The 20,444-nt window shown below is 62.7% G+C and carries 20 protein-coding genes and 1 riboswitch; of the genes, 8 read left to right on the top strand and 12 right to left on the bottom strand.

The window, feature by feature from the left end; translation table 11 throughout:
* The 6 genes from thiC to VFB05_RS09555 all read right to left on the bottom strand — a co-directional run.
* A partial coding sequence (gene thiC, locus VFB05_RS09580; protein WP_325011437.1) for a phosphomethylpyrimidine synthase ThiC occupies positions 1-1,609 on the bottom strand: 1,609 nt, incomplete at its 3' end.
* Positions 1,610-1,746: 137 nt separating this feature from the next.
* Positions 1,747-2,352: a thiamine phosphate synthase gene (locus tag VFB05_RS09575; protein ID WP_325011435.1), complete on the bottom strand. Its 606-nt coding sequence runs from the start codon at positions 2,350-2,352 to the stop codon at positions 1,747-1,749.
* On the bottom strand, positions 2,339-3,121 hold the full coding sequence (locus VFB05_RS09570; protein WP_325011441.1) for a thiazole synthase: 783 nt from the start codon (positions 3,119-3,121) through the stop codon (positions 2,339-2,341). The genes VFB05_RS09575 and VFB05_RS09570 overlap by 14 nt, the downstream gene beginning before the upstream one ends.
* Before the next feature lie 127 nt (positions 3,122-3,248).
* Positions 3,249-3,446: a sulfur carrier protein ThiS gene (gene thiS, locus VFB05_RS09565; protein WP_325011433.1), complete on the bottom strand. Its 198-nt coding sequence runs from the start codon at positions 3,444-3,446 to the stop codon at positions 3,249-3,251.
* Positions 3,437-4,453 carry an FAD-dependent oxidoreductase gene (locus VFB05_RS09560; protein WP_325011430.1) on the bottom strand — a complete coding sequence of 339 codons (1,017 nt, stop codon included), beginning with the start codon at positions 4,451-4,453 and terminating at the stop codon, positions 3,437-3,439. Before VFB05_RS09560 ends, thiS begins: the two co-directional genes overlap by 10 nt.
* Positions 4,441-4,599: riboswitch (TPP riboswitch) on the bottom strand. (Overlaps the previous gene by 13 nt.)
* A 103-nt stretch (positions 4,600-4,702) precedes the next feature.
* Positions 4,703-5,164 (bottom strand): lytic transglycosylase domain-containing protein, encoded by a 462-nt coding sequence (locus tag VFB05_RS09555; protein WP_325011428.1) that lies wholly within the window; start codon positions 5,162-5,164, stop codon positions 4,703-4,705.
* 165 nt (positions 5,165-5,329) lie between these two features.
* Here VFB05_RS09555 and VFB05_RS09550 point away from each other — a divergent pair, with 165 nt between their 5' ends.
* Together VFB05_RS09550 and VFB05_RS09545 are read left to right on the top strand one after the other, a co-directional pair.
* Positions 5,330-6,835: a hypothetical protein gene (locus VFB05_RS09550; protein WP_325011426.1), complete on the top strand. Its 1,506-nt coding sequence runs from the start codon at positions 5,330-5,332 to the stop codon at positions 6,833-6,835.
* A 254-nt stretch (positions 6,836-7,089) separates the two neighbouring features.
* Positions 7,090-7,218: a hypothetical protein gene (locus VFB05_RS09545; protein WP_325011424.1), complete on the top strand. Its 129-nt coding sequence runs from the start codon at positions 7,090-7,092 to the stop codon at positions 7,216-7,218.
* A 13-nt stretch (positions 7,219-7,231) separates the two neighbouring features.
* Here the strand turns inward: VFB05_RS09545 and VFB05_RS09540 are convergent, their stop codons facing one another.
* Positions 7,232-8,566 carry an ATP-binding protein gene (locus tag VFB05_RS09540; RefSeq protein WP_325011422.1) on the bottom strand — a complete coding sequence of 445 codons (1,335 nt, stop codon included), beginning with the start codon at positions 8,564-8,566 and terminating at the stop codon, positions 7,232-7,234.
* Positions 8,563-9,309, bottom strand: coding sequence for a response regulator (locus VFB05_RS09535; RefSeq protein WP_325011420.1), 747 nt, complete (start codon positions 9,307-9,309; stop codon positions 8,563-8,565). The genes VFB05_RS09540 and VFB05_RS09535 overlap by 4 nt, the downstream gene beginning before the upstream one ends.
* 194 nt (positions 9,310-9,503) lie before the next feature.
* On the opposite strand from VFB05_RS09535, the gene VFB05_RS09530 reads away from it, so the two are divergent.
* The 3 genes from VFB05_RS09530 (at position 9,504) to VFB05_RS09520 (ending at position 11,314) form a co-directional block, all read left to right on the top strand.
* On the top strand, positions 9,504-10,202 hold the full coding sequence (locus VFB05_RS09530) for a formyltransferase family protein (protein ID WP_325011418.1): 699 nt from the start codon (positions 9,504-9,506) through the stop codon (positions 10,200-10,202).
* A gap of 165 nt (positions 10,203-10,367) precedes the next feature.
* Positions 10,368-10,937 (top strand): PRC-barrel domain-containing protein, encoded by a 570-nt coding sequence (locus tag VFB05_RS09525; RefSeq protein ID WP_325011416.1) that lies wholly within the window; start codon positions 10,368-10,370, stop codon positions 10,935-10,937.
* Positions 10,938-11,101: 164 nt separating this feature from the next.
* A complete protein-coding gene (locus tag VFB05_RS09520; RefSeq protein WP_325011414.1) occupies positions 11,102-11,314 on the top strand; it encodes a dodecin family protein in 213 nt (70 codons plus the stop codon).
* Positions 11,315-11,518: 204 nt separating this feature from the next.
* On the opposite strand, the gene VFB05_RS09515 is transcribed toward VFB05_RS09520, so the two are convergent.
* The 3 genes from VFB05_RS09515 to VFB05_RS09505 all read right to left on the bottom strand — a co-directional run bounded on the left by VFB05_RS09515 (position 11,519) and on the right by VFB05_RS09505 (position 15,696).
* A complete protein-coding gene (locus VFB05_RS09515) occupies positions 11,519-12,733 on the bottom strand; it encodes an ABC transporter substrate-binding protein (protein ID WP_325011412.1) in 1,215 nt (404 codons plus the stop codon).
* Between the two features lie 138 nt (positions 12,734-12,871).
* Positions 12,872-14,425 carry a DUF4403 family protein gene (locus tag VFB05_RS09510; protein ID WP_325011411.1) on the bottom strand — a complete coding sequence of 518 codons (1,554 nt, stop codon included), beginning with the start codon at positions 14,423-14,425 and terminating at the stop codon, positions 12,872-12,874.
* A 605-nt stretch (positions 14,426-15,030) separates the two neighbouring features.
* The gene (locus VFB05_RS09505; protein ID WP_325011409.1) at positions 15,031-15,696 is read right to left on the bottom strand and encodes a L,D-transpeptidase; all 666 of its coding nucleotides are present in this window, start codon (positions 15,694-15,696) and stop codon (positions 15,031-15,033) included.
* 276 nt (positions 15,697-15,972) lie between these two features.
* Between VFB05_RS09505 and VFB05_RS09500 the strand changes: the two genes are divergently transcribed.
* The 3 genes from VFB05_RS09500 to VFB05_RS09490 all read left to right on the top strand — a co-directional run bounded on the left by VFB05_RS09500 (position 15,973) and on the right by VFB05_RS09490 (position 18,546).
* Positions 15,973-17,028 (top strand): glycosyltransferase family 1 protein, encoded by a 1,056-nt coding sequence (locus VFB05_RS09500; protein WP_325011407.1) that lies wholly within the window; start codon positions 15,973-15,975, stop codon positions 17,026-17,028.
* A gap of 76 nt (positions 17,029-17,104) precedes the next feature.
* A complete protein-coding gene (locus tag VFB05_RS09495) occupies positions 17,105-17,785 on the top strand; it encodes a class I SAM-dependent methyltransferase (RefSeq protein WP_325011405.1) in 681 nt (226 codons plus the stop codon).
* Between the two features lie 125 nt (positions 17,786-17,910).
* Positions 17,911-18,546 (top strand): hypothetical protein, encoded by a 636-nt coding sequence (locus VFB05_RS09490; protein WP_325011403.1) that lies wholly within the window; start codon positions 17,911-17,913, stop codon positions 18,544-18,546.
* A 233-nt stretch (positions 18,547-18,779) separates the two neighbouring features.
* Here VFB05_RS09490 and VFB05_RS09485 read toward each other — a convergent pair whose 3' ends face one another.
* On the bottom strand, positions 18,780-20,444 hold the full coding sequence (locus VFB05_RS09485) for an aminotransferase class III-fold pyridoxal phosphate-dependent enzyme (protein WP_325011401.1): 1,665 nt from the start codon (positions 20,442-20,444) through the stop codon (positions 18,780-18,782).

The following is a 20,444-nucleotide window of genomic DNA, read 5'->3' as shown; positions in this document are numbered from 1 at the left end:
AGTTGAACTGATCTTCCCAGCGGAACTCGAAGCGCGCTTTCGACAATGCATTATCCTGAAGCTGCGCGCCCGGATGGCCCTTCGCCAGGTCTGCCGCGTGTGCAGCGATCTTGTAAGCGATCACGCCATCCTTCACGTCCTGACGATCCGGCAATCCGAGATGCTCCTTCGGCGTCACGTAACAGAGCATCGCCGTGCCGAACCAGCCGATCATCGCCGCGCCGATGGCCGAGGTGATGTGATCGTAGCCCGGCGCGATGTCGGTCGTCAGCGGCCCGAGCGTATAGAACGGCGCCTCGCCGCATTCTTCGAGCTGCTTTTCCATGTTGATCTTGATCTTGTGCATCGGCACGTGGCCGGGGCCTTCGATCATGACCTGGCAACCCTTTTCCCATGCGATCTTGGTGAGCTCGCCCAGCGTCTCGAGCTCGGCGAACTGGGCGCGGTCGTTGGCGTCGGCGATCGAGCCGGGGCGCAGGCCGTCGCCGAGCGAGAACGACACGTCGTACTTGCGCATGAGGTCGCAGATTTCCTCGAAATGCGTGTAGAGGAAGCTCTCCTTGTGATGCGCCAGGCACCACTTCGCCATGATCGAGCCGCCGCGCGAGACGATGCCAGTGACGCGGTTGGCGGTGAGGTGGATGTAGCCGAGGCGGACGCCGGCGTGGATGGTGAAGTAATCGACGCCCTGCTCGCACTGCTCGATCAGGGTGTCCTTGTAGAGCTCCCAGGTCAGCGCGACCGGATCGCCGTTGCACTTCTCCAGCGCCTGGTAGATCGGCACGGTGCCGATCGGCACTGGCGAGTTGCGCAAAATCCATTCGCGCGTGGTGTGGATGTTGCGGCCCGTCGAGAGGTCCATCACGGTGTCGGCGCCCCAGCGGATCGCCCACACCATCTTGTCGACTTCCTCTTCCACCGACGACGTCACGGCGGAGTTGCCGATATTGGCGTTGATCTTGGTCAGGAAGTTGCGGCCGATGATCATCGGCTCGAGTTCGCCGTGATTGATGTTGGAGGGAATGATGGCGCGTCCCCGCGCGATCTCGGAGCGCACGAACTCCGGCGTGATGAAGGCCGGCACCGCTGCGCCAAAGCTTTCGCCATCGGCGAGAGCTGCTTCGGCGCGTTCAAGCTGCTTCTTGCGGCCGAGATTTTCGCGCTCGGCGACATAGATCATCTCTTTCGTGATGATGCCGGCGCGGGCGAATTCGAGCTGCGTGATCTTGTGGCCGTCAACGCCGCGCAGCGGCTTGTGGTGCGCGGTGAAGGCCTTGGCGGCATGTGCAGTGCCGACATTGCCGTTGTCTTCCGGCTTGATGGTGCGTCCCTCATATTCCTCGACGCCGCCGCGTTCTTTCACCCAGGCGATGCGATTCCGCGACAGGCCCTTGTTGACGTCGATCGTGACATCAGGATCGGTGTAGGGCCCGGAGGTGTCGTAGACGGGAAGGTTCGGCTCGCCCGCGCCTTGCGAGAGCATGATCTCGCGTAAGGGCACGCGCAGGTCGGCCGCCGCATCGGGCGTCGAAAAGATTTTCCGCGAGGAGGGCAACGGGCCCGTGGTCACGGCGGCGACGGTCGTGTCGGGATTGGGACGAATGTTCATGGGGTCCTCCTTAAAACTCTACTTGTCTGTCGTCATTGCGAGCGCAGCGAAGCAATCCAGAAATCGATCCGCGGAAACGGACTGGATTGCTTCGTCGCTTTGCTCCTCGCAATGACGGTGTTGGAAATTTCTTTCCATCACGCGGTCTCCTTCAGTCCCAGCCAGGCGCGCACGCGCTTGTCGGGGTCGGCGTTCTGGGTGACGTCGGAAACGACTGCGATCGAATCGGCGCCGGCGGCGAAAATTTCGGGAGCGTGTTCGAGCTTGATGCCGCCGATCGCAACCAGTGGAATGTCGCCGATGCGCTTCTTCCATTCGGTGATCTTGGCAATACCCTGCGGCGCGAAGCGCATCGACTTCAACGTGGTCGGAAAGATCGGACCGAGCGCGATATAATCGGGCTGCGCGGCAAGCGCGGTTTCCAGTTCCGCGTCGTCATGGGTCGAGATGCCCAACGTGAGGCCGGCGCCTCTGATAGCGCCAACGTCGGCGTCCGCGAGATCTTCCTGGCCGAGATGCAGATGCTGCGCGCCGGCCTCGATCGCAGCGCGCCAGTAATCGTTGACCACGAGCTTTGCGTTCGTGCCATGAATGACGTCGAGCGCGTCCTTCACCGTCTGCAGCGCGTCCGCCTCGCTCAAATTCTTGGCGCGCAGCTGGATCGTGCCGACGCCAAGCAGCGCGAGCCGCGCCACCCAGGCGACGCTGTCGACGACGGGATAAAAGCGATCAGGATACGGCATGCCAGAACGGGGTCCCAACGACGGGGGTTGAAGGGGAGGCAAAATCACGGGCTTCCATCAGGCCGGCTTCGAACGCGGCGCGGCCGGCTTCGACGCCCTGACGAAACGCCTTCGCCATCGCGACCGGGTCGGCGGCCTTGGCGATTGCGGTATTGAGCAGCACAGCGTCATAGCCGAGTTCGAGCGCGCGCGCGGCGTGGCTCGGCGCGCCGAGGCCCGCATCGACCACGAGCGCGATATCAGGCAGGCGGTCGCGCAACAATTTCAGCGCATCGGGATTGATGATGCCTTTCGCGCTGCCGATGGGCGCGGCCCAGGGCATCACCACCTTGCAACCGACATCGACCAGCCGCATCGCCACCGAGAGGTCCTCGGTGCAATAGGGAAACACTTCGAAACCGTCCTTGATCAGGATGCCAGCCGCTTCGACGAGGCCGACCACATCGGGTTGCAGCGTGTCGTTGTCGGCGATCACTTCCAGCTTGATCCAGGATGTCGCAAACAATTCGCGCGCGAGTTTTGCCGTCGTCACGGCTTCGCGCACGCTGCGGCAGCCGGCGGTGTTCGGCAGCACGGTGACGTTCAACTCGCGGATCAGATTCCAGAACGCATCGCCGGTCTTGCCGCCGGCGGCCTCGCGCCGCAGCGACACCGTGACGATCTCGCTGCCGCTGGCGCGGATCGCGTTCTGCATGATCGCGGGCGAGGGATAGAGCGCCGTGCCGATCAGCATGCGGGAAGTGAAGGTTTTGTTGTAGAAGGTGAGCATCTGGTTCTCCGTCATTCCGGACGGTCCGCGGCAAGCGGACCGATCCGGAATCTCGAGATTGTGGCGCGAGATTCCGGGTTCACGCTTCGCGTGCCCCGGAATGACGAGAAAGGCAATTGCATCATCCTTACCCTCCCTGCCGCGGCGTGATGATTTCGATCTCGTCGCCGGCCTTGATCTGCGTCTCGGCCCAGCGGCTTTTCGGCAGCACGTCGTAATTCACGGCGACCGCAAAATGCGTGCCCTCGTAGTCGAGCTTACCAAGCAGGGCCGCGACGCTCATTGCGGCGATCTCCTGCTCTTCGCCGTTTATGGTCACGCGCATTGCATCACCTCATTGTCGATGGTGCCGCGCTCGACATAGCCGAGCGTGAGTTCGGCGAGCGCCGGCGCCAGCAAAAAGCCGTGGCGATAAAGCCCGTTCACCGCGATATGGTGGTTGTCGATCGCAATGCGCGGCAGGTTGTCGGGGAAAGCCGGGCGCAGGCCCGAGCCGAATTCGAGGATGCGCGCCTCGCCGAAGGCCGGATGCACGGCATAGGCGGCGCCGAGAAGTTCGAGCGCGGAGCGGACGCTGACGCCACTGCTCTCGGTCTCGAGCGAGGTCGCGCCCAGCATGAAGCGGCCTTCGCCACGCGGGATGATATAGAGCGGAAAGCGCGGATGGATCAGCCGCACCGGGCGAGACAGTTCGACCTCGTCGGTCTCGATCAGGATGAGTTCGCCCTTGACGCCGCGCAGCTCGGTTTGCTTGTCGCGCGCGGCAAGTCCGCGGCAGTCGATCACCGTGCCGTCAAGTTCGTCCGGCTCGACCTCGCTGTTGAATGCGATCGTGCCGCCGGCCTCGCGAATGCGCGCGTGCAGTTCGGGCAGGATCTTGCGCGGCTCGACATGGCCCTCATCGGCATAGAACAGGCCTTCGCGGAAACGCCCGTCCAGCGATGGTTCGATCCGGCTCAAGCCTTGCGCGTCGAGCCGTTGATGGCCTGATGTCAGCCTGGCAAAGCGTTCGAAATCGGCGCGGTCGCGCGGATGTGCCACCACCAGCGAGCCATTGAACGGCGTTTCGGGAAAATAGTCGCGCCACAGTTTCAGCGACCGCAGGCCGAGGCGGACGATCACGGGTTCGGTCGATTCCGCCTCGCAATACGGCGCGAGCATGCCGCCGGCCCAATGGCTGGTGGACTGCGTCATCGCGGCGTCACTGCGCTCGTGTAGCGTGACGCTGCGGCCGGATTGCGCCAACAGCAATGCGTGCCAGGCACCTGCGATGCCTGCGCCTATGACTGAAACCGGGGATTGCCCCCGGGCATTGGTCGAACTCTGGTACATCCCTGTCCCTTCGCCGGCATGACCCGGATCAGGTTCAAAGGGTCACCGCGGTCTCTTGGTTCCCAGGGACATGATCCTTTGGATCAGTCTGGAAACCAGAGGGTGCGGTCTCTCAGCTCCTCATCGGAGCTCCCCTCGGAACAGCCCTAATGTAGACCCCCAAGCGGAGGTGTCAACGCGGCCCCGGCCGGTTTGCTCCAATTGGCGCGCGAGATGCACGGCTTTCGGAACCTCCCCGGGGGAGAGCGCCTATTCCTCCGCGGCGACAGGCGCGATCACCAGCGGCTCGGAATGCCTGCTATGTGCCAATCGCTGGTGCTTGGCGACGTAGTAATAGCCGCCCGCATAATAGCGCACCGCGCGGTCGTGATCGCCGTTCGCGGCGCGATAGGCGCCGGCAAGATACTTCACCGCATAGGCAAGATTGGTGTCGGGATCGCGCAAGCCCTCGGCTGTGCCGGTGTAGCCAAGGCCCCGCGCGGTCGCGAGCTTGATCTGCATCAGCCCGATCGTGCCGCCGCGGCCGACGAGGCCGGCATTGTAGCGGCTCTCGCGCACGATCACCCGGTGCACCAGCGCGACCGGGACGCCGTTCGCCTGCGCGTGCCTCGCGACCATCTCGTCATATTGGCTGCGTTGGGCGAACGCTGATCCCGGCAAGGCGACGGCCAGCGCCAGAGCAAGCGATGCGAAGGTTAACAGACGCTTCATGAGAGGCCTCGGGGCAGTACGTGGGCCGAGCGGACCCGCGGGAAAGGGCGGTGACGCGCGGCATTGTCGGCAATCGATATGGCGAAAACCCGGCCTGGCGCCCCAGGTTTACCCGGAATTATGCCCTGATGTGCTTCGAATAGGCGGGAAACTCAAGGGATATTCATGACCCTGGCCGCCGCCGACATTGCGCCAGATACCCAGATAGTCCGCGGATCATTGCCGCTCTGGGTCGGCATCGTGGTCTTTGGGGTGCTGGTCGTCGCCGGCAATCACCTCTTGAACGATCCCGACACGCAGTGGCAGATCACGATCGGGCAGTGGATTCTCGACCACCGGGCGGTGCCGCACACCGACGTCTACTCCTTCACCATGCGAGGGGCGCCATGGATTTCGACGCAGTGGCTGGCGCAGGTTCTCTACGCCAGTGTCTATGCGTGGTTCGGCTGGAGCGGGCCGGTGGTGCTGGCAGCCCTCGCGATCGCAGCCACTTTCGCACTGCTGGCGCGGTATCTCGTCCGCAGTTTAAGCGATAGCGCGGCGCTCATCTTCGTCGCAGTCGCGTTCGCGCTGACCGCGCCGCATCTTCTGGCGCGGCCGCATGTGCTTGCGCTGCCGATCATGGTGGTGTGGATTGGCGAGTTGATCGCGGCCGCCGACCGCCGCGCGGCGCCGTCGTTTCTTCTGCTGCCGCTGATGGCGCTGTGGGCGAACCTCCATGGCGGCTTTGTCTTTGGCCTTGTCATGGTCGCGCCGATTGCGCTCGATTGTCTGATCAGCGCGGCGAAAGGCGAGCGGATGAGGCTCGCGGCGCGGTGGGCGATTTTCGCTAGCTTGGCGCTTGCTGCCAGCTGCTGCACGCCCTATGGCTGGGACTCGCTTCTCGCGTCGCGCAAGATCCTGGCGCTCGGCAGTGCGCTGCCGCTGATCACGGAATGGCGCGCTGCCGACTTCGCGACGCTGCATCCGTTCGAAGTCTGCCTGCTCGGCGGCATTGGGCTCGCGCTTTATCGCGGCATCACTCTGCCGTTGATGCGCATCGTGATCCTGCTTGGGCTGGTTCACATGGCGCTGGCGCAAGCCAGGGCGGCCGAAATTCTCGCGCTGCTGGCCCCGCTGGTGCTCGCTGCTCCGCTTGCGCGCCAGATCGGCGAAGCAAGAACCGCGTCCGCGTCTTCGCTCAAGCCCGTCGGCGCCGTGATGGCGGCCGCGCTTGTGGTGGTGCTGGCGGCGGGAACGCTGGGCTTTGCCGCGACGCATCGTTTCGCGCCAAACACCGCCAACTCGCCGGTGAAGGCCGTCGCCGAGCTGAAGAAGCTCAAACTCGAGCGCGTCTTCAACGACTATGATTTCGGCGGCTATCTGATCGCAAGCGGCGTTGCGCCTTTCATCGACGGCCGCACCGAACTCTATGGCGAGACGTTTTTCGTCGATCAACATCTGGCGTCCGAGCTGGCCGATCCGGACGTCCTGTTCCGCTTGCTGGACGCTTATCAGATTCAGGCGACGCTGCTGCGCACGCAAAGCCCCGCGGCCAAGCTGTTCGATCACCTGAATGGCTGGCGGAAGATCTATAGCGACGACATCGCCACGATCCACGTCCGCAAGGCTGGCGCATTGCATGCCAGGGAACCCGCGGTCAACAACGCGAACGAACCTCGCGCGAAGTGAATCGACAACGAGAAAAATTTGAGCCATCGCGGCGACACGTCGCGGTGACTCTGCCGTCGATTTGCCCCATTGATCTTCCAGGGAGCAATATGTCGGAAGCGTCTATCCGGCAGCAATCCTGTCCGATCTCCGCGTCACCGACCTTGCTTCCAGACTGACTTCAAAAAAATCGGGAGAGATGCGCTATGGCCGCAACCGGATTCCGTTCGCTGCCTCGAGAAAACCCATGCGCCCAGTGCGGCAGGCTGATTTCAATGCCCGAATGGGTCGAGACCGAGCCCGGCCGCACCTTCTATCTCTGGCGCTGCATGGCCTGCGACTATCGCTTTGAGGCGGTCGCCTATTTCGATGCAGACGAGGTCGAAGAAGCAATCGCAGCCTGACGCTTCAAGAAATTCACTCTGCCGCTTGCCGATTGGGTTGCCGCACCGGCAGTTCGATGCGCACGATCAGTCCGTGCGGCTGGCGGTCGTGCAGTGAAAGCTTGCCGCCGTGCGCCAGCACGATGGCGCGTGCGATCGAAAGCCCAAGCCCGAAGCCCGCGGTCTCGTCCATGTTGCGCGCATCGTCGCCGCGCACGAACGGTTCCAGCATCACTTCCTTGCGCGCATCCGAAATGCCCGGCCCGTCGTCCTCGACCTCGATGGTCGCGCAGTCGGCCGAGGTCGCAAGGCGAAGGGTGACGTGGGAGCTGTATCTCACCGAATTGTCCACGAGGTTGGTGATGCTGCGCGTCAGGTCGTCCGGCCGCACGGTCGCCATCGCATGCTCCGGGCCCTCATAGGTCACCTTGTGTCCGATATCGGCGAACTGGTCGACGACGAGTTGCAAGGTCGAGGCGATGTCGGCGAGCGTCATGGCCTCGAGCTTGCGGTCGTTGCGCAGGAACGAAAGCACCGATTCCAGCATCGAGCGCATCTGGTCGAGATCGCTCATCATGCGGTGACGATGAATCTCGTCGTCGATGAACTCTGCCCGCAGCCGCATCCGCGTGATCGGTGTGCGCAGATCGTGGCTGATGGCGGCCAGCATCTTGGTACGATCGTCGATCAGCGCGCCGATGCGTTCACGCATCCGGTTGAGTGCTCTGGCGACGGAACGGATTTCTTCCGGTCCGCGTTCCGGCAGAGAAGCGGCCGCGCCGTTAACGCTGAAATTCTCGGCCGCTTTCGCAAAGGCCGATAGCGGCGCCGTCAGCGCGCGCGCCGCCCACAGGCTGAGCAGGCTGACGCTGACGATCACAAACAACAGCGTCACCGTCCACGATCCGATCCAGAGCGGACGCATCCGCTGGTCGGGCAGTATGCGCGCCGAAATCATCGCGCCGTCCGGCAAGGCGATGCCGACCTTGTGACGGCTTTGATCGTTGACGAGAGAAAAGATGCGATAGCTGGAGTCGAGCCTTCGATGCAGGCTGCGCAGATCGAGGCCTTCGGGGTCGCTCGCTTCGGGCACGGGGCCCGCCGGCAGCGGCTGAATGTCGAGCTTGGGGAAGGCGCGCCCGAGATCGGCCATCAGGCGCGGGCGGTCGGCGGCTGACGCTGCGCCGAGCAGCAGAACCGACGCCGCAAACTGGGCGTGGCCGCGATCGACGCTCGGATCCGGCTGTTCCGGGCGGGTCAGCAGGAAGAGGCAGGTCAGAATGGCGTGGATGGCAACGATAGAAGCTATCACCAGCGCGGTGATCTGACCGCCGATCGTCCGCAGGTTCAGGACGTCGGCGAGCTTCATTTGACGCCATCAATCGGGACGGCAGCCGCCTCCACGGTCGGCGTGAAGAGATAGCCGCCCGAGCGCACCGTCTTGATCATGCTGGAATCCTGCGGATCGGTTTCGATCTTGCGGCGGATGCGGCTCACCAGCACGTCGATCGAGCGCTCGAACGAGCCGGCGCTGCGGCCTTGCGTCAGATCGAGCAGGCTGTCGCGCGACAATACGCGCCCGGGCCGCTCGCAGAAGGCGCGCAGCAAGTCGAACTCGGCCGACGTCATCGCTACGCGCGCGCCGGCCGGATTGCGCAATTCGCGCAAACGGAAATCGATCCGCCAGCCCTGAAAGGTGAGCGCGGTCGCGCCTGTCACGGAGCTTGCGGTTTGCGCGGCCGCCTGGCGGCGCAGCACCGCATTGATGCGGGCGAGCAGTTCGCGGGGGTTGAAGGGCTTTGCCAGATAGTCGTCGGCGCCCATCTCGAGGCCAAGAATGCGATCGACGTCCTCGCCGCGCGCGGTCAGCATGATGATCGGCACCTGCGACTCGCTGCGGATCTTGCGGCACAGGCTGAGGCCGTCTTCGCCCGGCAGCATCACGTCGAGAATGACGAGGTCGACGCGATGATCGGTCATCGCGCGGGTCATCTCGCGCCCATCATTGGCGGTGGTCACATTGCAGGCGTTGTTGCGAAGATATTTTGCAATCAGCGCCCGCGTTTCGCGGTCGTCTTCAACGACGAGGATGTTCGGCGGCACAGGAGGCATCCAAATTCTTTGCCCGAGATTTTGGGCAACAGAACCACCTTTTTTGTTTCCGGATGTTTCCGGAGTCTGGTTCGCAATAGCGGGCAATAACTGCACTTTCGCAGTCATGAGACCATTTTAATCCTGACATACGGTGATGGGGCAGGAAACCCATAAACCCCACGGCGCCCCGGCCAAAGCCCCGCAAAGAATGCATGTTTGACACCATCATTCTGCTGACCGGCTACATTGAACGAGCGGCGCTGCCGCCGGCCCTGCTCGGGCACAACCCGGCGGTCACCGTGCTGACCATCGACAGCGTCGAACAATTGTCGGAGCTATCGAGCCAGGTGCTGGCCCGTTCGCGCCTGATCGGCTTTGTCACGCCGGTGATCGTGCCCAAAAAGATCCTCGACCAGATCGGCTATGGCGCGGTCAATTTTCACCCGGGGCCGCCGAGCTATCCCGGCTGGGCGCCGGCGCATTTCGCGCTGTATGATCAGGCCGGTGAATTCGGCGCGACCGTCCATTTGATGGTCGAGAAGGTCGACGCGGGTCCGATCATCGATCTCGCGCTGTTTCCGATCCCGCCCGACACAACAGTGTTCAGCCTCGAGGGCATGGCCTACGCCCGCCTTGCATTTCTGTTCTGGCGCATGGCGCGGGAACTGGCTTGCTCTCTCACCTTGCCGGCGGCGCTGCCGGTCGAATGGGGACGGCGGAAATATTCGCGCGGCAACTACCTTTCGATGTGCGAGATTCCGCTCGACATTTCCAGGCACGAACTCAACCGGCGCATGCGGGTGTTCGGAGGAAATTATTTCGGCGTAATGCCGACCGTCAAACTGCATGGGATCGAGTTTCGGGCCGTGCTGCCGGACATTGCCGAAAGCGCTGCGGCCGCGCTGGGTTGATCTTCGTTACGCATCAGCGAACACAGGATTCGGCAAAGATCGGACGGCGCGCAATCGGAGCACATCGCTCCGGTTCCGCTGGTGTGCCAGCCGAAATTACCGGAACCGCGGAACAGCAATTGAAGCATCGGGTTTTCTCTTCACCTTTTGGCTAAGGAGGAAACAATGTTTGCAAAAACTATCACGGCGGCGTTGGCCAGCACGGCGTTGCTTATAACGATGGCTTCGGCGCAAACCCCGACGACGCAAACCCCGGCCGCTACGAGCGATCACGCGACCGGCGCGTCCATGCCCGAGTCCTCGCTCAAGGGTGACTGGCGCGCCTCGAAGGTCGTTGGCCTGAAAGTCTACAACGACGAAAATGAAAACCTGGGCTCCATCAATGATCTGTTGATGGACAAGGGCGGAAACATCAAGGCGGTGGTGCTCGGCGTCGGCGGTTTTCTGGGCATGGGCCAGCATCTGGTCGCGGTGCCGCTCGACAAGATCAAATTCGTCAACGAGCCGGTGGCCTATACCGGCACGGCCTCTACCGGTACGCCCAGCGCCGGCGGCGGCGCGATGACCCGTCCGCCGACCAGCCCGCCGACCACGACCGGCTCTGCCAGCGGCGGTTCTTCCGGCACCGGCGGCCCGCCGGCGAGCAAGCCCAACCCCTGGTATCCGGATCATGCCGTGTTCAATGCGAACAAGGATGAGCTGAAGTCGATGACCGAATTCAAATATTCGGAGTGATGCTTCGCCTGCCAACGGGCACGATAACAAGCGCGCGCCCGGTTCTGCCGGGCGCGCTTTCCTCGTGCAGGAACTTTGCGCCTTTCAGCGCCTATGTCCCGATGTTAGTCTCAGAAGTGGCAGGAGCACCTGCCTCCTGCCTAATACCGAACGGGAGGACTGATATGAGCGAAAGCGTCTACAAGGTCATTGAACTGGTCGGTACCAGCAAGGATTCATGGGAGAAGGCGGCCGCGGCCGCCGTCGAAAGGGCCGGCAAGACCTTGCGCGATCTCCGGGTTGCCGAAATCGTCAAGCTCGATATGCAACTTGATGCCAAGGGCAAGGTTGAAGCCTATCGCGCCAAGATCAACGTTTCGTTCAAATTCGAGGACTGAGGAGAGAGACCGAGCACGAGCGTCCGTGCAAAACGCGCCCGGTTTGGCCGGGCGCGTTTTTTGTTGTCCCACGTCATTGCGAGCCCAACGGGACGCGCGAATGCGCGCCCGATGACAGGCTCCGCGAAGCAATCCAGAATCTAAGAGAGCTGGATTGCTTCGTCGCTAAGGCTCCTCGCAATGACGTCTTGGCCTACGACGATCTCAATTCGTCTTCACCAGCGGGCAATTGCCCTTGTCGAGCGGACGGAACGCCTCGTCGCCGGGAACGGTGGCGAGCAGTTTGTAAAGGTCCCACTCACCCTTCGACTCCTCGGGCTTCTTGACCTCGAACAGATACATGTCGTGGACCATGCGGCCGTCGATGCGGATCTTGCCGTCGTGAGCGAAGAAGTCGTGGATCGGCGTGGCGCGCATCTGCGCCATCACCTTCAGAGAGTCGTCGGTGCCGATCGCCTCGATCGCCTTAAGGTAGTGCATGGTCGCGGAATAAAGACCCGCCTGGATCATGGTCGGCATGTGGCCGACCTTCTCGTTGAAGCGCTTGGAGAAGGCGCGCGTCTCGTCATCGCGATCCCAGTAGAAGGCATCGGTGACGATCAGCCCCTGGGTGGCCTTGATGCCGAGCGAGTGCACGTCGGTGATTTCCGTGAGCAGGGCGATCATCTTCTGTCCGCCTTGCGTGATGCCGAACTCGGCCGCCTGCTTCAGCGCGTTCTGGGTGTCGCCGCCGGCATTGGCGAGCCCAATCACCTTGGCCTTCGAAGACTGCGCCTGGAGCAGGAAGGAGGAGAAATCGGAATTGTTCAGCGGATGTCGCGCATCGCCGAGCACCTTGCCACCGTTTTCCTTGACGACGTCGGCCGCGTCACGCTCGAGCGCATGGCCGAAGGCATAGTCGGCAGTGATGAAGAACCAGGTGTCCTCGCCGCGCTTGACCATCGCCTTGCCGGCGACGTTGGACAGCGAATAGGTGTCATAGGTCCAGTGCACCGTGTTGGGCGAGCAGGCCTTGCCGGTGAGGTCGGACGTGCCGCCGCCCGAATTGATGTTGATCTTGTTCTTCTCGCGCGTCAGGGCCGAAATCGGCAGCGCGACGGACGACGTCGGCACGTCGAAGATCGCGTCGACCTTTTCGTTGTCGTACCAGTTGCGGGCGATCGAGAGGGCGATGTCAGGCTTGTTCTGATGGTCGGCAGAGACCACCTCGACCGGCTTGCCCTTCACCTTGCTGCCGTAGTCGGCGACCGCCATCTGCACGGCGACCAGCGAGCCCTTGCCGGTGGCGTCAGCATAAAGGCTTGCCATGTCGGTCAAGACGCCGATCTTGACGACGTCGTCGGAAATTTGCGCATTCGCCGCGCTGCTCGTTGCGGCAATAGCGAGCGCGGCGAGCATGCTGGCGGTGAAGGATTTCATGGTCTCATCTCCCTGACATGTTTGTTCTTATGGGGTTGTTTTACCCGGCTTCGGGAGAGCCTGCAAAGTCCGAAGAAGTCGGGGCCCATCCTTCGAGACGCATCGCTTCGCGATGCTCCTCAGGATGAGGAGCGCAGCTCAAAGCCCCGGCAGGGATGCCACTGTGACGCTGATGGTGCCGTCAACCTCGGCGATCAGGCGCAGCGTCTTGGCATCGTAGGCGATGTCGGCAAGCGTCAGGTTCTTGATGTCGGTGACGACCCGCACGCTGTTTTCGTTCTTCTGCAAATCGGAGACCGCGCTTCCGATCATCTTCTGCGCGTCGCCCAGGAACGGCTTCAGGTCCACCGTGGTCTTCTCGGCCAGGGTCTTTTGCAGATGCGGCATAACAGCACGTGCGGCGGCACCGAGCAGGCCGAAGGCAGCTTCCGATTCCACGCCCATCTCGACATTGGTGAGCCGCAGGATCTGGTTTGCCTTGTCGAGCACCGGCTTGCCCCAGATATGCACGGTGGCTTCGCCGCCGAACGAGAGGAAGCTGTTCTTTTCCTTGGCGTTGAGCAGCAGTGAAATCAAAAGCCGGTCGCCCGAGGCCGAAACCTGCGCGCGTTTCACGGTGACGTTCACCGAACCCGATCCATCTTCCGGAAAGGTGCGGCCGACCAACTGCGCTTCGACGAGCTTGTCGACGTCGGTGAAGGGAATATCGATCGGGATGCCGATGGCGACGATCGGCTGCGTCGGCGGCACGACCGAAAGCTTTTCGGGGAAGGGGCACATCGGCGTCGTTTGTTTCGGCGTGATGCGGGTTTCCGCCTCGATGCCGACCGTCATGGTGATGGCGGTGGCGCTGACATTCGGCTGGACGGCGATCGCGCGGGTCGGGCGCATTTCGAGCCAAAGCGGCGGCGTTGACGAGCTCGCGGTCTGCAGTGGAATCGAGCGGCAGGCCTTGGCCCATTGAATGCGCGCGTTGCGCTCGAACGAGGGATCGTTGTGGATGCGATTTTCCGCGGTGATGATCTGTTCGGCGACGTTCTTGTCGAGCAGCGGCTTGATCTGCGCAGGCACGTTGAGGCGCGCACCGGCGACCGACATGCTGGTGTCGCCGAGATTGACCTGGCCGCTCAGGTTGGGCTCGATGCGCCAGTTGGCGCCGAACTTCGGCCGCGCCGTGACGGTCACATTGCCCTTGATCTCGGCGCTGGCATTCACCGCCTTGATGTTGATGCTCGAGATCTTGCTGCCGACATCCCTGCCGAGCAGGCCGCCGATGGCGTCACCCACGGCGCCCGTCGTCTTCGCCGCCAGCGATCCCGTGACGTTCAGCTTTCCGGTCAGCGCCGTGTTCAGCGACAGTGCATCCTGACCGCCGCTCACCCCGATCGGCCCGCGCGCGGCGGTCCAGCCGATGTCGGCATTCTGCAGGACCTGCGAGACCGGGTTATCGGCCTTGCCGGAAAAGTTGCGGGGCGCGCCGCGGTCGGCTGCGTCGCGGATCGCGGTGATGGGAATGGCGACCTGGGCCAGGATGACGGAACTGCGCGGCGCCGGGGGTAGAGGCGGCAGGTCGGCGACGGCGGCCGGGCGCAGGCTCTCGCTGCGCGGCGAGACCCAGTCCATCACCTTCAGACTGACGAAAAAGGATCCCGCGACCACCACGATCGCGAGCAGAATGGTCTTAAGACGCATCGTCCCCCCGGACTAATTCAACTGGGGATTTTACAGGGCCGGGGTACCGGGCGCCAGAGCTCCGATTCCGAAGTTCGCAAGCTATCGCAGCAACTTCTGATGCGAACTTCGGAATCAAAGGAGCTCTGCAACCTATTAATTCTGGGGCGGCTTTGAATTTGAAGTTCCTAAAACGAACTCGCGGCGAAGCTGATAGGAACTTCAAATTCGCAGCGCCAGTAGAGCGGCTTGGCATATAAGGGGTTAAGCGCCGAAGGCAGGCCGTAATGTGGTGGAATCATTAACAAGAGTAAACGCGCCCCCCAGTCGTCCCCGCGACCCGTCTCCGCCAAGGCTTCGCCGGGCGAGCACTCCCAGGGCGCCGAAGCTTTAGCGAAGGCGGCACGCGGGGACCCATAGCCGCTGGCGAGCGAGACCGGCACGCTGCCGATCGTCACCTTCCTCGCCGACTATGGCCGCAGCGTATGGGTCCGGATCGCGCGCCAAGGGGCGCTCGTCCGGGACGACGAGTTGGTCAAGTCGGCGTGTGCATAAAAAAGAAGAGAGGCGCGGGGGGACGCCGCGCCTCTCTTTATTCGGGACTTGGGAGAAGTCCCTGGGGGAAATTAGCTTCGCCTGCTCGCGTTGTCGGCGCGGCGTTCCATCGGCAGCACGATCACCTTGGTGCCGACGCTCGCGCGGGAATAGAGGTCGGCGACGTCCTGGTTGGTCAGGCGGATGCAGCCGGACGACACATGCGTGCCGATGGTCTGCGGCGCGTTGGTGCCGTGGATGCGATAGACCGTGCCGCCCAAATACATTGCGCGCGCGCCGAGCGGATTGCCGGGACCGCCGGCCATGTGACGCGGGAGATAAGGCTGGCGCGCGATCATTTCCGGCGGCGGGGTCCAGTCCGGCCACTCCGCCTTCTTCGTGATCGTCTGCGTGCCGGACCAGGTAAAGCCATCGCGGCCGACGCCGATGCCGTAACGGATCGCCTGTCCGCCTCCGAGCACATAATAGAGATAGGTGTTCGGCGTATCGATGATGATCGTGCCCGCCGCTTCATGAGTCGGATAGGCAACGATCTGGCGCTTGAAGCGCGCTGGCAATTCGAACGGCGCTGCCTCTTCGTTGGACGGCGCGGGCTGGGCGGCCTGCGGCGGTTCCTGCATCGGGAATGGAAACAGCGGCAACGGCGCGGCCGCGGCCTGGCCGCTCACGGCGAAGATGCCGGCCGTCAGCGTGGCTGCGGCGAATGCACGGCGGAAGACGAATCTGACGTTAAGCATCTGGTCTGCCCTGTTGGATCGCTTGCCCTGTTGGATCGCACTTTGGTGCGTTGTTGACCTCGATCCTTAACCGCAAACCATTTCCGGACGTTTTCGTGGATCAGCGAAAAAGGCTTCGTCGCGTTCATCAATTATTTCATCTGTGTGTCATGAAGCCCGAAACGCAGGGGAGATGCGAAAATCAGGGGCGTTAACCTCTGTGACGTCACACGCTTGAAATATCTCTGACGCAACGTCGCGCCTTAAAGAATCAGCAAGGCTGAATCGGAAGGCATCATGCGAATCCTGGTTGCGACAGACGCTTGGCACCCGCAGGTCAACGGCGTGGTGCGCACACTGACGTCACTGCAACGAGCAGCGAGCGCGCTTGGCGGAGACATTCAATTCGTAACGCCCGAAGGCTTTCCCCAGATGGATCTGCCGACCTATCCGGGTTTGCGGATCGCATGGACGAACGGGCGCGAGATCGCGCGGCGCATCGAGGCGGCTAACCCGGAAGCGATCCATATTGCGACCGAGGGCCCGGTCGGATGGGCGGTGCGCGCCTATTGCCGCCGCCGCGGGCTTGCCTTCACGACGTCGTACACGACACGCTTTCCGGAATATATCAGCGCGCGCATGCCGATTCCGGCGTCCATCAGCTACGCGGTGCTGCGCTATTTCCATAACGCAGCGGCGACGACCATGGTCGCGGTGCCGTCTCTTTATAATGAGCTGTCCGCGCGCGGCTTCCGCAAGCTCGCTTTCTGGGGACGCGGCGTCGACACCAACCTGTTCAATCCGGACCATCCGGCCACGCTCGATCTGCCGCGCCCGATCTTCATGACCATGGGACGCGTCGCGATCGAGAAGAACATCGAGGCGTTCCTGTCGCTCGATCTGCCCGGCTCGAAGGTCGTGATCGGCGACGGGCCGCAGCGGCGCGAGCTGATGCAGAAATATCCCGACGTGAAGTTTTTGGGCGAAAAGAAGGGCGCGGATCTGACCGCGCATCTTGCCGCCGCCGACGTCTTCGTGTTCCCGAGCCTCACCGACACCTTCGGCGTCGTGCAGCTCGAGGCGCTCGCCTGCGGCACGCCGGTCGCGGCTTTCCCGGTCACCGGCCCGATCGACGTCATCGCGAGCCATCCGATCGGCGCGCTGGACAACAACCTGGGCGCGGCGTGCCTTCGCGCGCTCACGATGTCGCGTGAGACCTGTCGACAGTTTGCACTGGAGCGTTCCTGGGAAAACAGCGCGCGTCAGTTCATCGGTAACCTGAGTGATTTGGTGCCGAGCCGCTCGCTGCGGCCGGTCACGATTGCAACCGAAAGCCATGCAGTGGGTGGCTAAGAAAGACAATCACGCAACACAGGTTGGATCAGGCGACGCCGGATCAGCCATACCTGAGGAAAACGAGAAAACGACGATGGCAGAGAGCATCAAGCTGGACGGCACCGAACTCGACTTCGACCGCGAAATGGTCGAACAGGCCTATGACCGCTGGGCGCCGATTTACGACCTCGTGTTCGGGGGTGTGTTCTCGAAAGGCCGCGATGCCGCGATCCAGGCCACCAACAAGATTGGCGGTCGCGTCCTCGAGGTCGGCGTCGGCACCGGCATTTCGCTGCCGCTCTATTCGCCCAACCTTCGCATCTTCGGCACCGATATTTCGGAAGCCATGCTCAACAAGGCGCGGAAGCGCGTCGCCGAGCAAAGGCTGAAGAATGTCGAGGGGCTGGCGGTGATGGATGCCGAGAAGCTCGAATTCGAAGACGACTCCTTTGACGTGGTGATGGCGCAATATGTCGTCACGGCGGTGCCGAATCCGGAAGCCGCGCTCGACGAATTCGCCCGCGTATTGCGGCCGGGCGGCGAACTGATCATCCTCACGCGCGTCAGCGCCGACGAAGGATTGCGCCGTTTCATCGAGCAGGGCTTGCAGCCGGTGGTTCGCCATCTCGGCTTCCGCACCGCCGAATTTTCCTGGTCGCGTTACGCCAACTGGCTCGCGGGCGCGAAGAATGTCGAACTGGCGGAGCGTCGCCTGATTCCGCCGCTCGGCCATTTCTCGCTGGTGCGCATCCGCAAGACGACGAAGCCTGCCTGACCTCGCGAGAGTTTTGCATCGCGCGTCGTACTGCGTGACAGTTTTGTGACATTAAGATGATGTCACACACCGGACATCGAAATCCTGTAGAGTTCCTTCGACTCACCTTTTCCTTGAGGACGACCATGATCAAGAATTTCCTAGAGCAGCTGCGTATCCAGCGCTGGGATGACCATCGCTACTATCACCACAGCCGGATCAATCAGAGCCTGCATTTCGTCAGCGCAGTGAGCTTTTTGATCGGCTACGTGATGATGTTCTTCGACCCGCTGATGTCGGCGCTGATCGGCTGGCTGGTCTCGATGACCTCGCGCCAGGCCGGCCATTTCTTCTTCGAGCCGCGCGGCTACGACCATCTCAATGATGCGACGCACGAGCACAAGGAAGAGATCAAGGTTGGCTATAACCTGCGCCGCAAGGTCGTCTTGATGACGATCTGGGCCGCTTCGCCGGTCGTGCTCTACTTCGACCCGACGCTGTTTGGTCTCGTCTCGCCCTGGGTCACGCCGGCCGACTTCATGCGGCAGGTCGCCAAGATCTGGCTGGTGGTCGGCATCGGCGGTCTTCTGTTCCGCACCGTGCAGCTCTTCTTCATCCGCGATGTCGAAACCGGCCTCGTCTGGATGACGAAAATCCTCACCGACCCCTTCAACGACTTCAAGCTCTACTGCAAGGCGCCGCTCGCGCTTCTCCGTGGCGAGCTGATCGATCCCGGTCTCGACATCATCGAGCACAACGAACTCGTCGAAAACCACGCCTGAGATCTGAAGCTTTGCGTGGCTATGATTCCTTCGATGCCCGGGCTCGTCCCGGGCATTCGCGTTTTGTACGGGCAGCGGAAATCTTACCCTCCCCTAGAGGGGGAGGGTCGGTCCGCGGTCGAGCGCAGCGAGACAAGGACCGGGGTGGGGTGAAACGGAGCAACTTGTCACCCCACCCCAATCGCTCATTTCATTCGCGATTGACTCTCCCCCTCCAGGGGAGGGTGAGGAGCTCACCGTCCGAACCGGCTCTTGATCATCTCTTTGAGGATCTGGCGGCGGATGCCCTTGTTGGTCATGTCAGGCGGATGCCACCACCAGCCGTCGCGCTTCATCTTCTCGGCGGCTGCGACAAAGCGCTGCTCGACTTCCGCAAAATCGGCGTCGGTGAAGTTCAGGCTGAAGATCAGCCGTCCGGTGCCGACCCAGCTCAAGGCGAGGCCCTCGGCGCGCAGGTAGTACTGGAACATCCAGTTGTAGCGGCACGGCTCGGTGTATTGCACCGTCCAGACCGAAGAGAGATTGGCGACGCGCACCGGGAGGTTTTCCGCTTCGCACCGCGCATTCAGCGACGCCGCGCGGCCGTCCCAGGTCGCATCCAGCCCGTCATAGATGCCGCGGAAGTTCGGGCTCGACAGGCGCGACAGGAATTCGTCCATCGCCGTCATGACGTAAGGGTGCGAATTGAAAGTGCCGCGCGCGAAGCAGATATCCGCCGGATGATCGTCGCTGAAGCGGCGCATCAATTCCCTCTTGCCGCAGACGACGCCGATCGGCAGCCCGCCGGCAAGCGATTTGCCATAAGTCACCATGTCGGCGCGCACGCCGAAATATTCCTGTGCGCCGCCGGCCGCAATGCGGAAGCCGAGAAATACCTCGTCGAAGATCAGCACGATGCCGGCTTCGCTGCAGACTTCGCGCAGCTGCTTCAGCCAGGCGGTGTAGGCCTCGCGGTCGAAATGCGAATTGCGGGAGGAATCGACCAGCGAGGAATCGCCGGGCGCATTCGTATTCGGATGCAGCGCCTGCAGCGGGTTGACCAGCACGCAGGCAATGTCCTTGCGCGTCTTCAGCACGTACAGCGTCTTCTCCGACATCTCGGCGAGCGTATAGGTCTCATGCGGGGAAACAGGATTGCCGACGCCGGGCTGCACATCGCCCCACCAGCCGTGATAGGCGCCGGCGAAGCGAACGAGATGGGTGCGCTTGGTGTGATAGCGTGCGAGCCGCACCGCCTGCATCACGGCTTCGGTGCCGGACATGTGGAACGAAACTTCGTCGAGCCCGGATATGTCGCAGATGCGCTTGACGTTTTCGGCGACGACCGGATGGTAGTTGCCAAGCACGGGCCCGAGTTTTTCGGCGCGCTTGTCGCCCTCGGCGATGCACTCTTTGTAGAAGTCGTTGCCGAAGATGTTGACGCCGTAGGAGCCGGTGAGGTCGTAGAAGGTGTTGCCGTCGACGTCGGTCACGGTGACGCCGGACGATTTTTCCATGAACACGGAGGTGCCGAGGTTTTCCTGCACCAGACGCGAGAACTGGAACGGCACACGATAGGCGCGGGTGAATTGCAGGTCGGAGATCTGGCTCGCGGCCTCCGTCGTCATCGCGCGGCCCTTGGCGTAGCGCTCGCCGTAAAGCTTCGCCAGCGCGAAGAAGGCGTCCTTGCGCTGGCTCGCGATGTCTGCCGGCGCGCCGTCGGCGCTGAAATACGTGTCGCCGGTAAATTCGTAGAACGGCAGCAGCTTCGCCACCCGCCGCGACATCTTGGAATGTCCCGCCAGCGAGCGGTGCTTGGCGCGCGACAGTGCAATGCGCGCCCTGACCTTGGGGAAAGCAACGGCGGCGCCGGCCACCGCGGCGGCGGACAGAGAGAGAATCGGGAGAGATGTTTCCAT

This window comes from Bradyrhizobium sp., from assembly GCF_035652035.1.
Taxonomy (GTDB): Bacteria; Pseudomonadota; Alphaproteobacteria; order Rhizobiales; family Xanthobacteraceae; genus Bradyrhizobium.
The sequence above is the reverse complement of the archived record's forward strand: the minus strand, read 5'-3'. Positions and strand labels throughout refer to the sequence as shown.

Coding starts and splice junctions, on each gene's coding strand:
- VFB05_RS09505 (WP_325011409.1), bottom strand. CDS start 15,696: ATGCTTAACGTCAGATTCGTCTTCCGCCGTGCATTCGCCGCAGCCACG.
- VFB05_RS09545 (WP_325011424.1), top strand. CDS start 7,090: ATGCCCGAATGGGTCGAGACCGAGCCCGGCCGCACCTTCTATCTCTGG.
- VFB05_RS09515 (WP_325011412.1), bottom strand. CDS start 12,733: ATGAAATCCTTCACCGCCAGCATGCTCGCCGCGCTCGCTATTGCCGCA.
- VFB05_RS09535 (WP_325011420.1), bottom strand. CDS start 9,309: ATGCCTCCTGTGCCGCCGAACATCCTCGTCGTTGAAGACGACCGCGAA.
- VFB05_RS09555 (WP_325011428.1), bottom strand. CDS start 5,164: ATGAAGCGTCTGTTAACCTTCGCATCGCTTGCTCTGGCGCTGGCCGTC.
- VFB05_RS09560 (WP_325011430.1), bottom strand. CDS start 4,453: ATGTACCAGAGTTCGACCAATGCCCGGGGGCAATCCCCGGTTTCAGTC.
- VFB05_RS09540 (WP_325011422.1), bottom strand. CDS start 8,566: ATGAAGCTCGCCGACGTCCTGAACCTGCGGACGATCGGCGGTCAGATC.
- VFB05_RS09530 (WP_325011418.1), top strand. CDS start 9,504: ATGTTTGACACCATCATTCTGCTGACCGGCTACATTGAACGAGCGGCG.
- VFB05_RS09550 (WP_325011426.1), top strand. CDS start 5,330: ATGACCCTGGCCGCCGCCGACATTGCGCCAGATACCCAGATAGTCCGC.
- VFB05_RS09525 (WP_325011416.1), top strand. CDS start 10,368: ATGTTTGCAAAAACTATCACGGCGGCGTTGGCCAGCACGGCGTTGCTT.
- VFB05_RS09490 (WP_325011403.1), top strand. CDS start 17,911: ATGATCAAGAATTTCCTAGAGCAGCTGCGTATCCAGCGCTGGGATGAC.
- thiS (WP_325011433.1), bottom strand. CDS start 3,446: ATGCGCGTGACCATAAACGGCGAAGAGCAGGAGATCGCCGCAATGAGC.
- VFB05_RS09510 (WP_325011411.1), bottom strand. CDS start 14,425: ATGCGTCTTAAGACCATTCTGCTCGCGATCGTGGTGGTCGCGGGATCC.
- VFB05_RS09500 (WP_325011407.1), top strand. CDS start 15,973: ATGCGAATCCTGGTTGCGACAGACGCTTGGCACCCGCAGGTCAACGGC.
- VFB05_RS09495 (WP_325011405.1), top strand. CDS start 17,105: ATGGCAGAGAGCATCAAGCTGGACGGCACCGAACTCGACTTCGACCGC.
- VFB05_RS09485 (WP_325011401.1), bottom strand. CDS start 20,444: ATGGAAACATCTCTCCCGATTCTCTCTCTGTCCGCCGCCGCGGTGGCC.
- VFB05_RS09520 (WP_325011414.1), top strand. CDS start 11,102: ATGAGCGAAAGCGTCTACAAGGTCATTGAACTGGTCGGTACCAGCAAG.
- VFB05_RS09575 (WP_325011435.1), bottom strand. CDS start 2,352: ATGCCGTATCCTGATCGCTTTTATCCCGTCGTCGACAGCGTCGCCTGG.
- VFB05_RS09570 (WP_325011441.1), bottom strand. CDS start 3,121: ATGCTCACCTTCTACAACAAAACCTTCACTTCCCGCATGCTGATCGGC.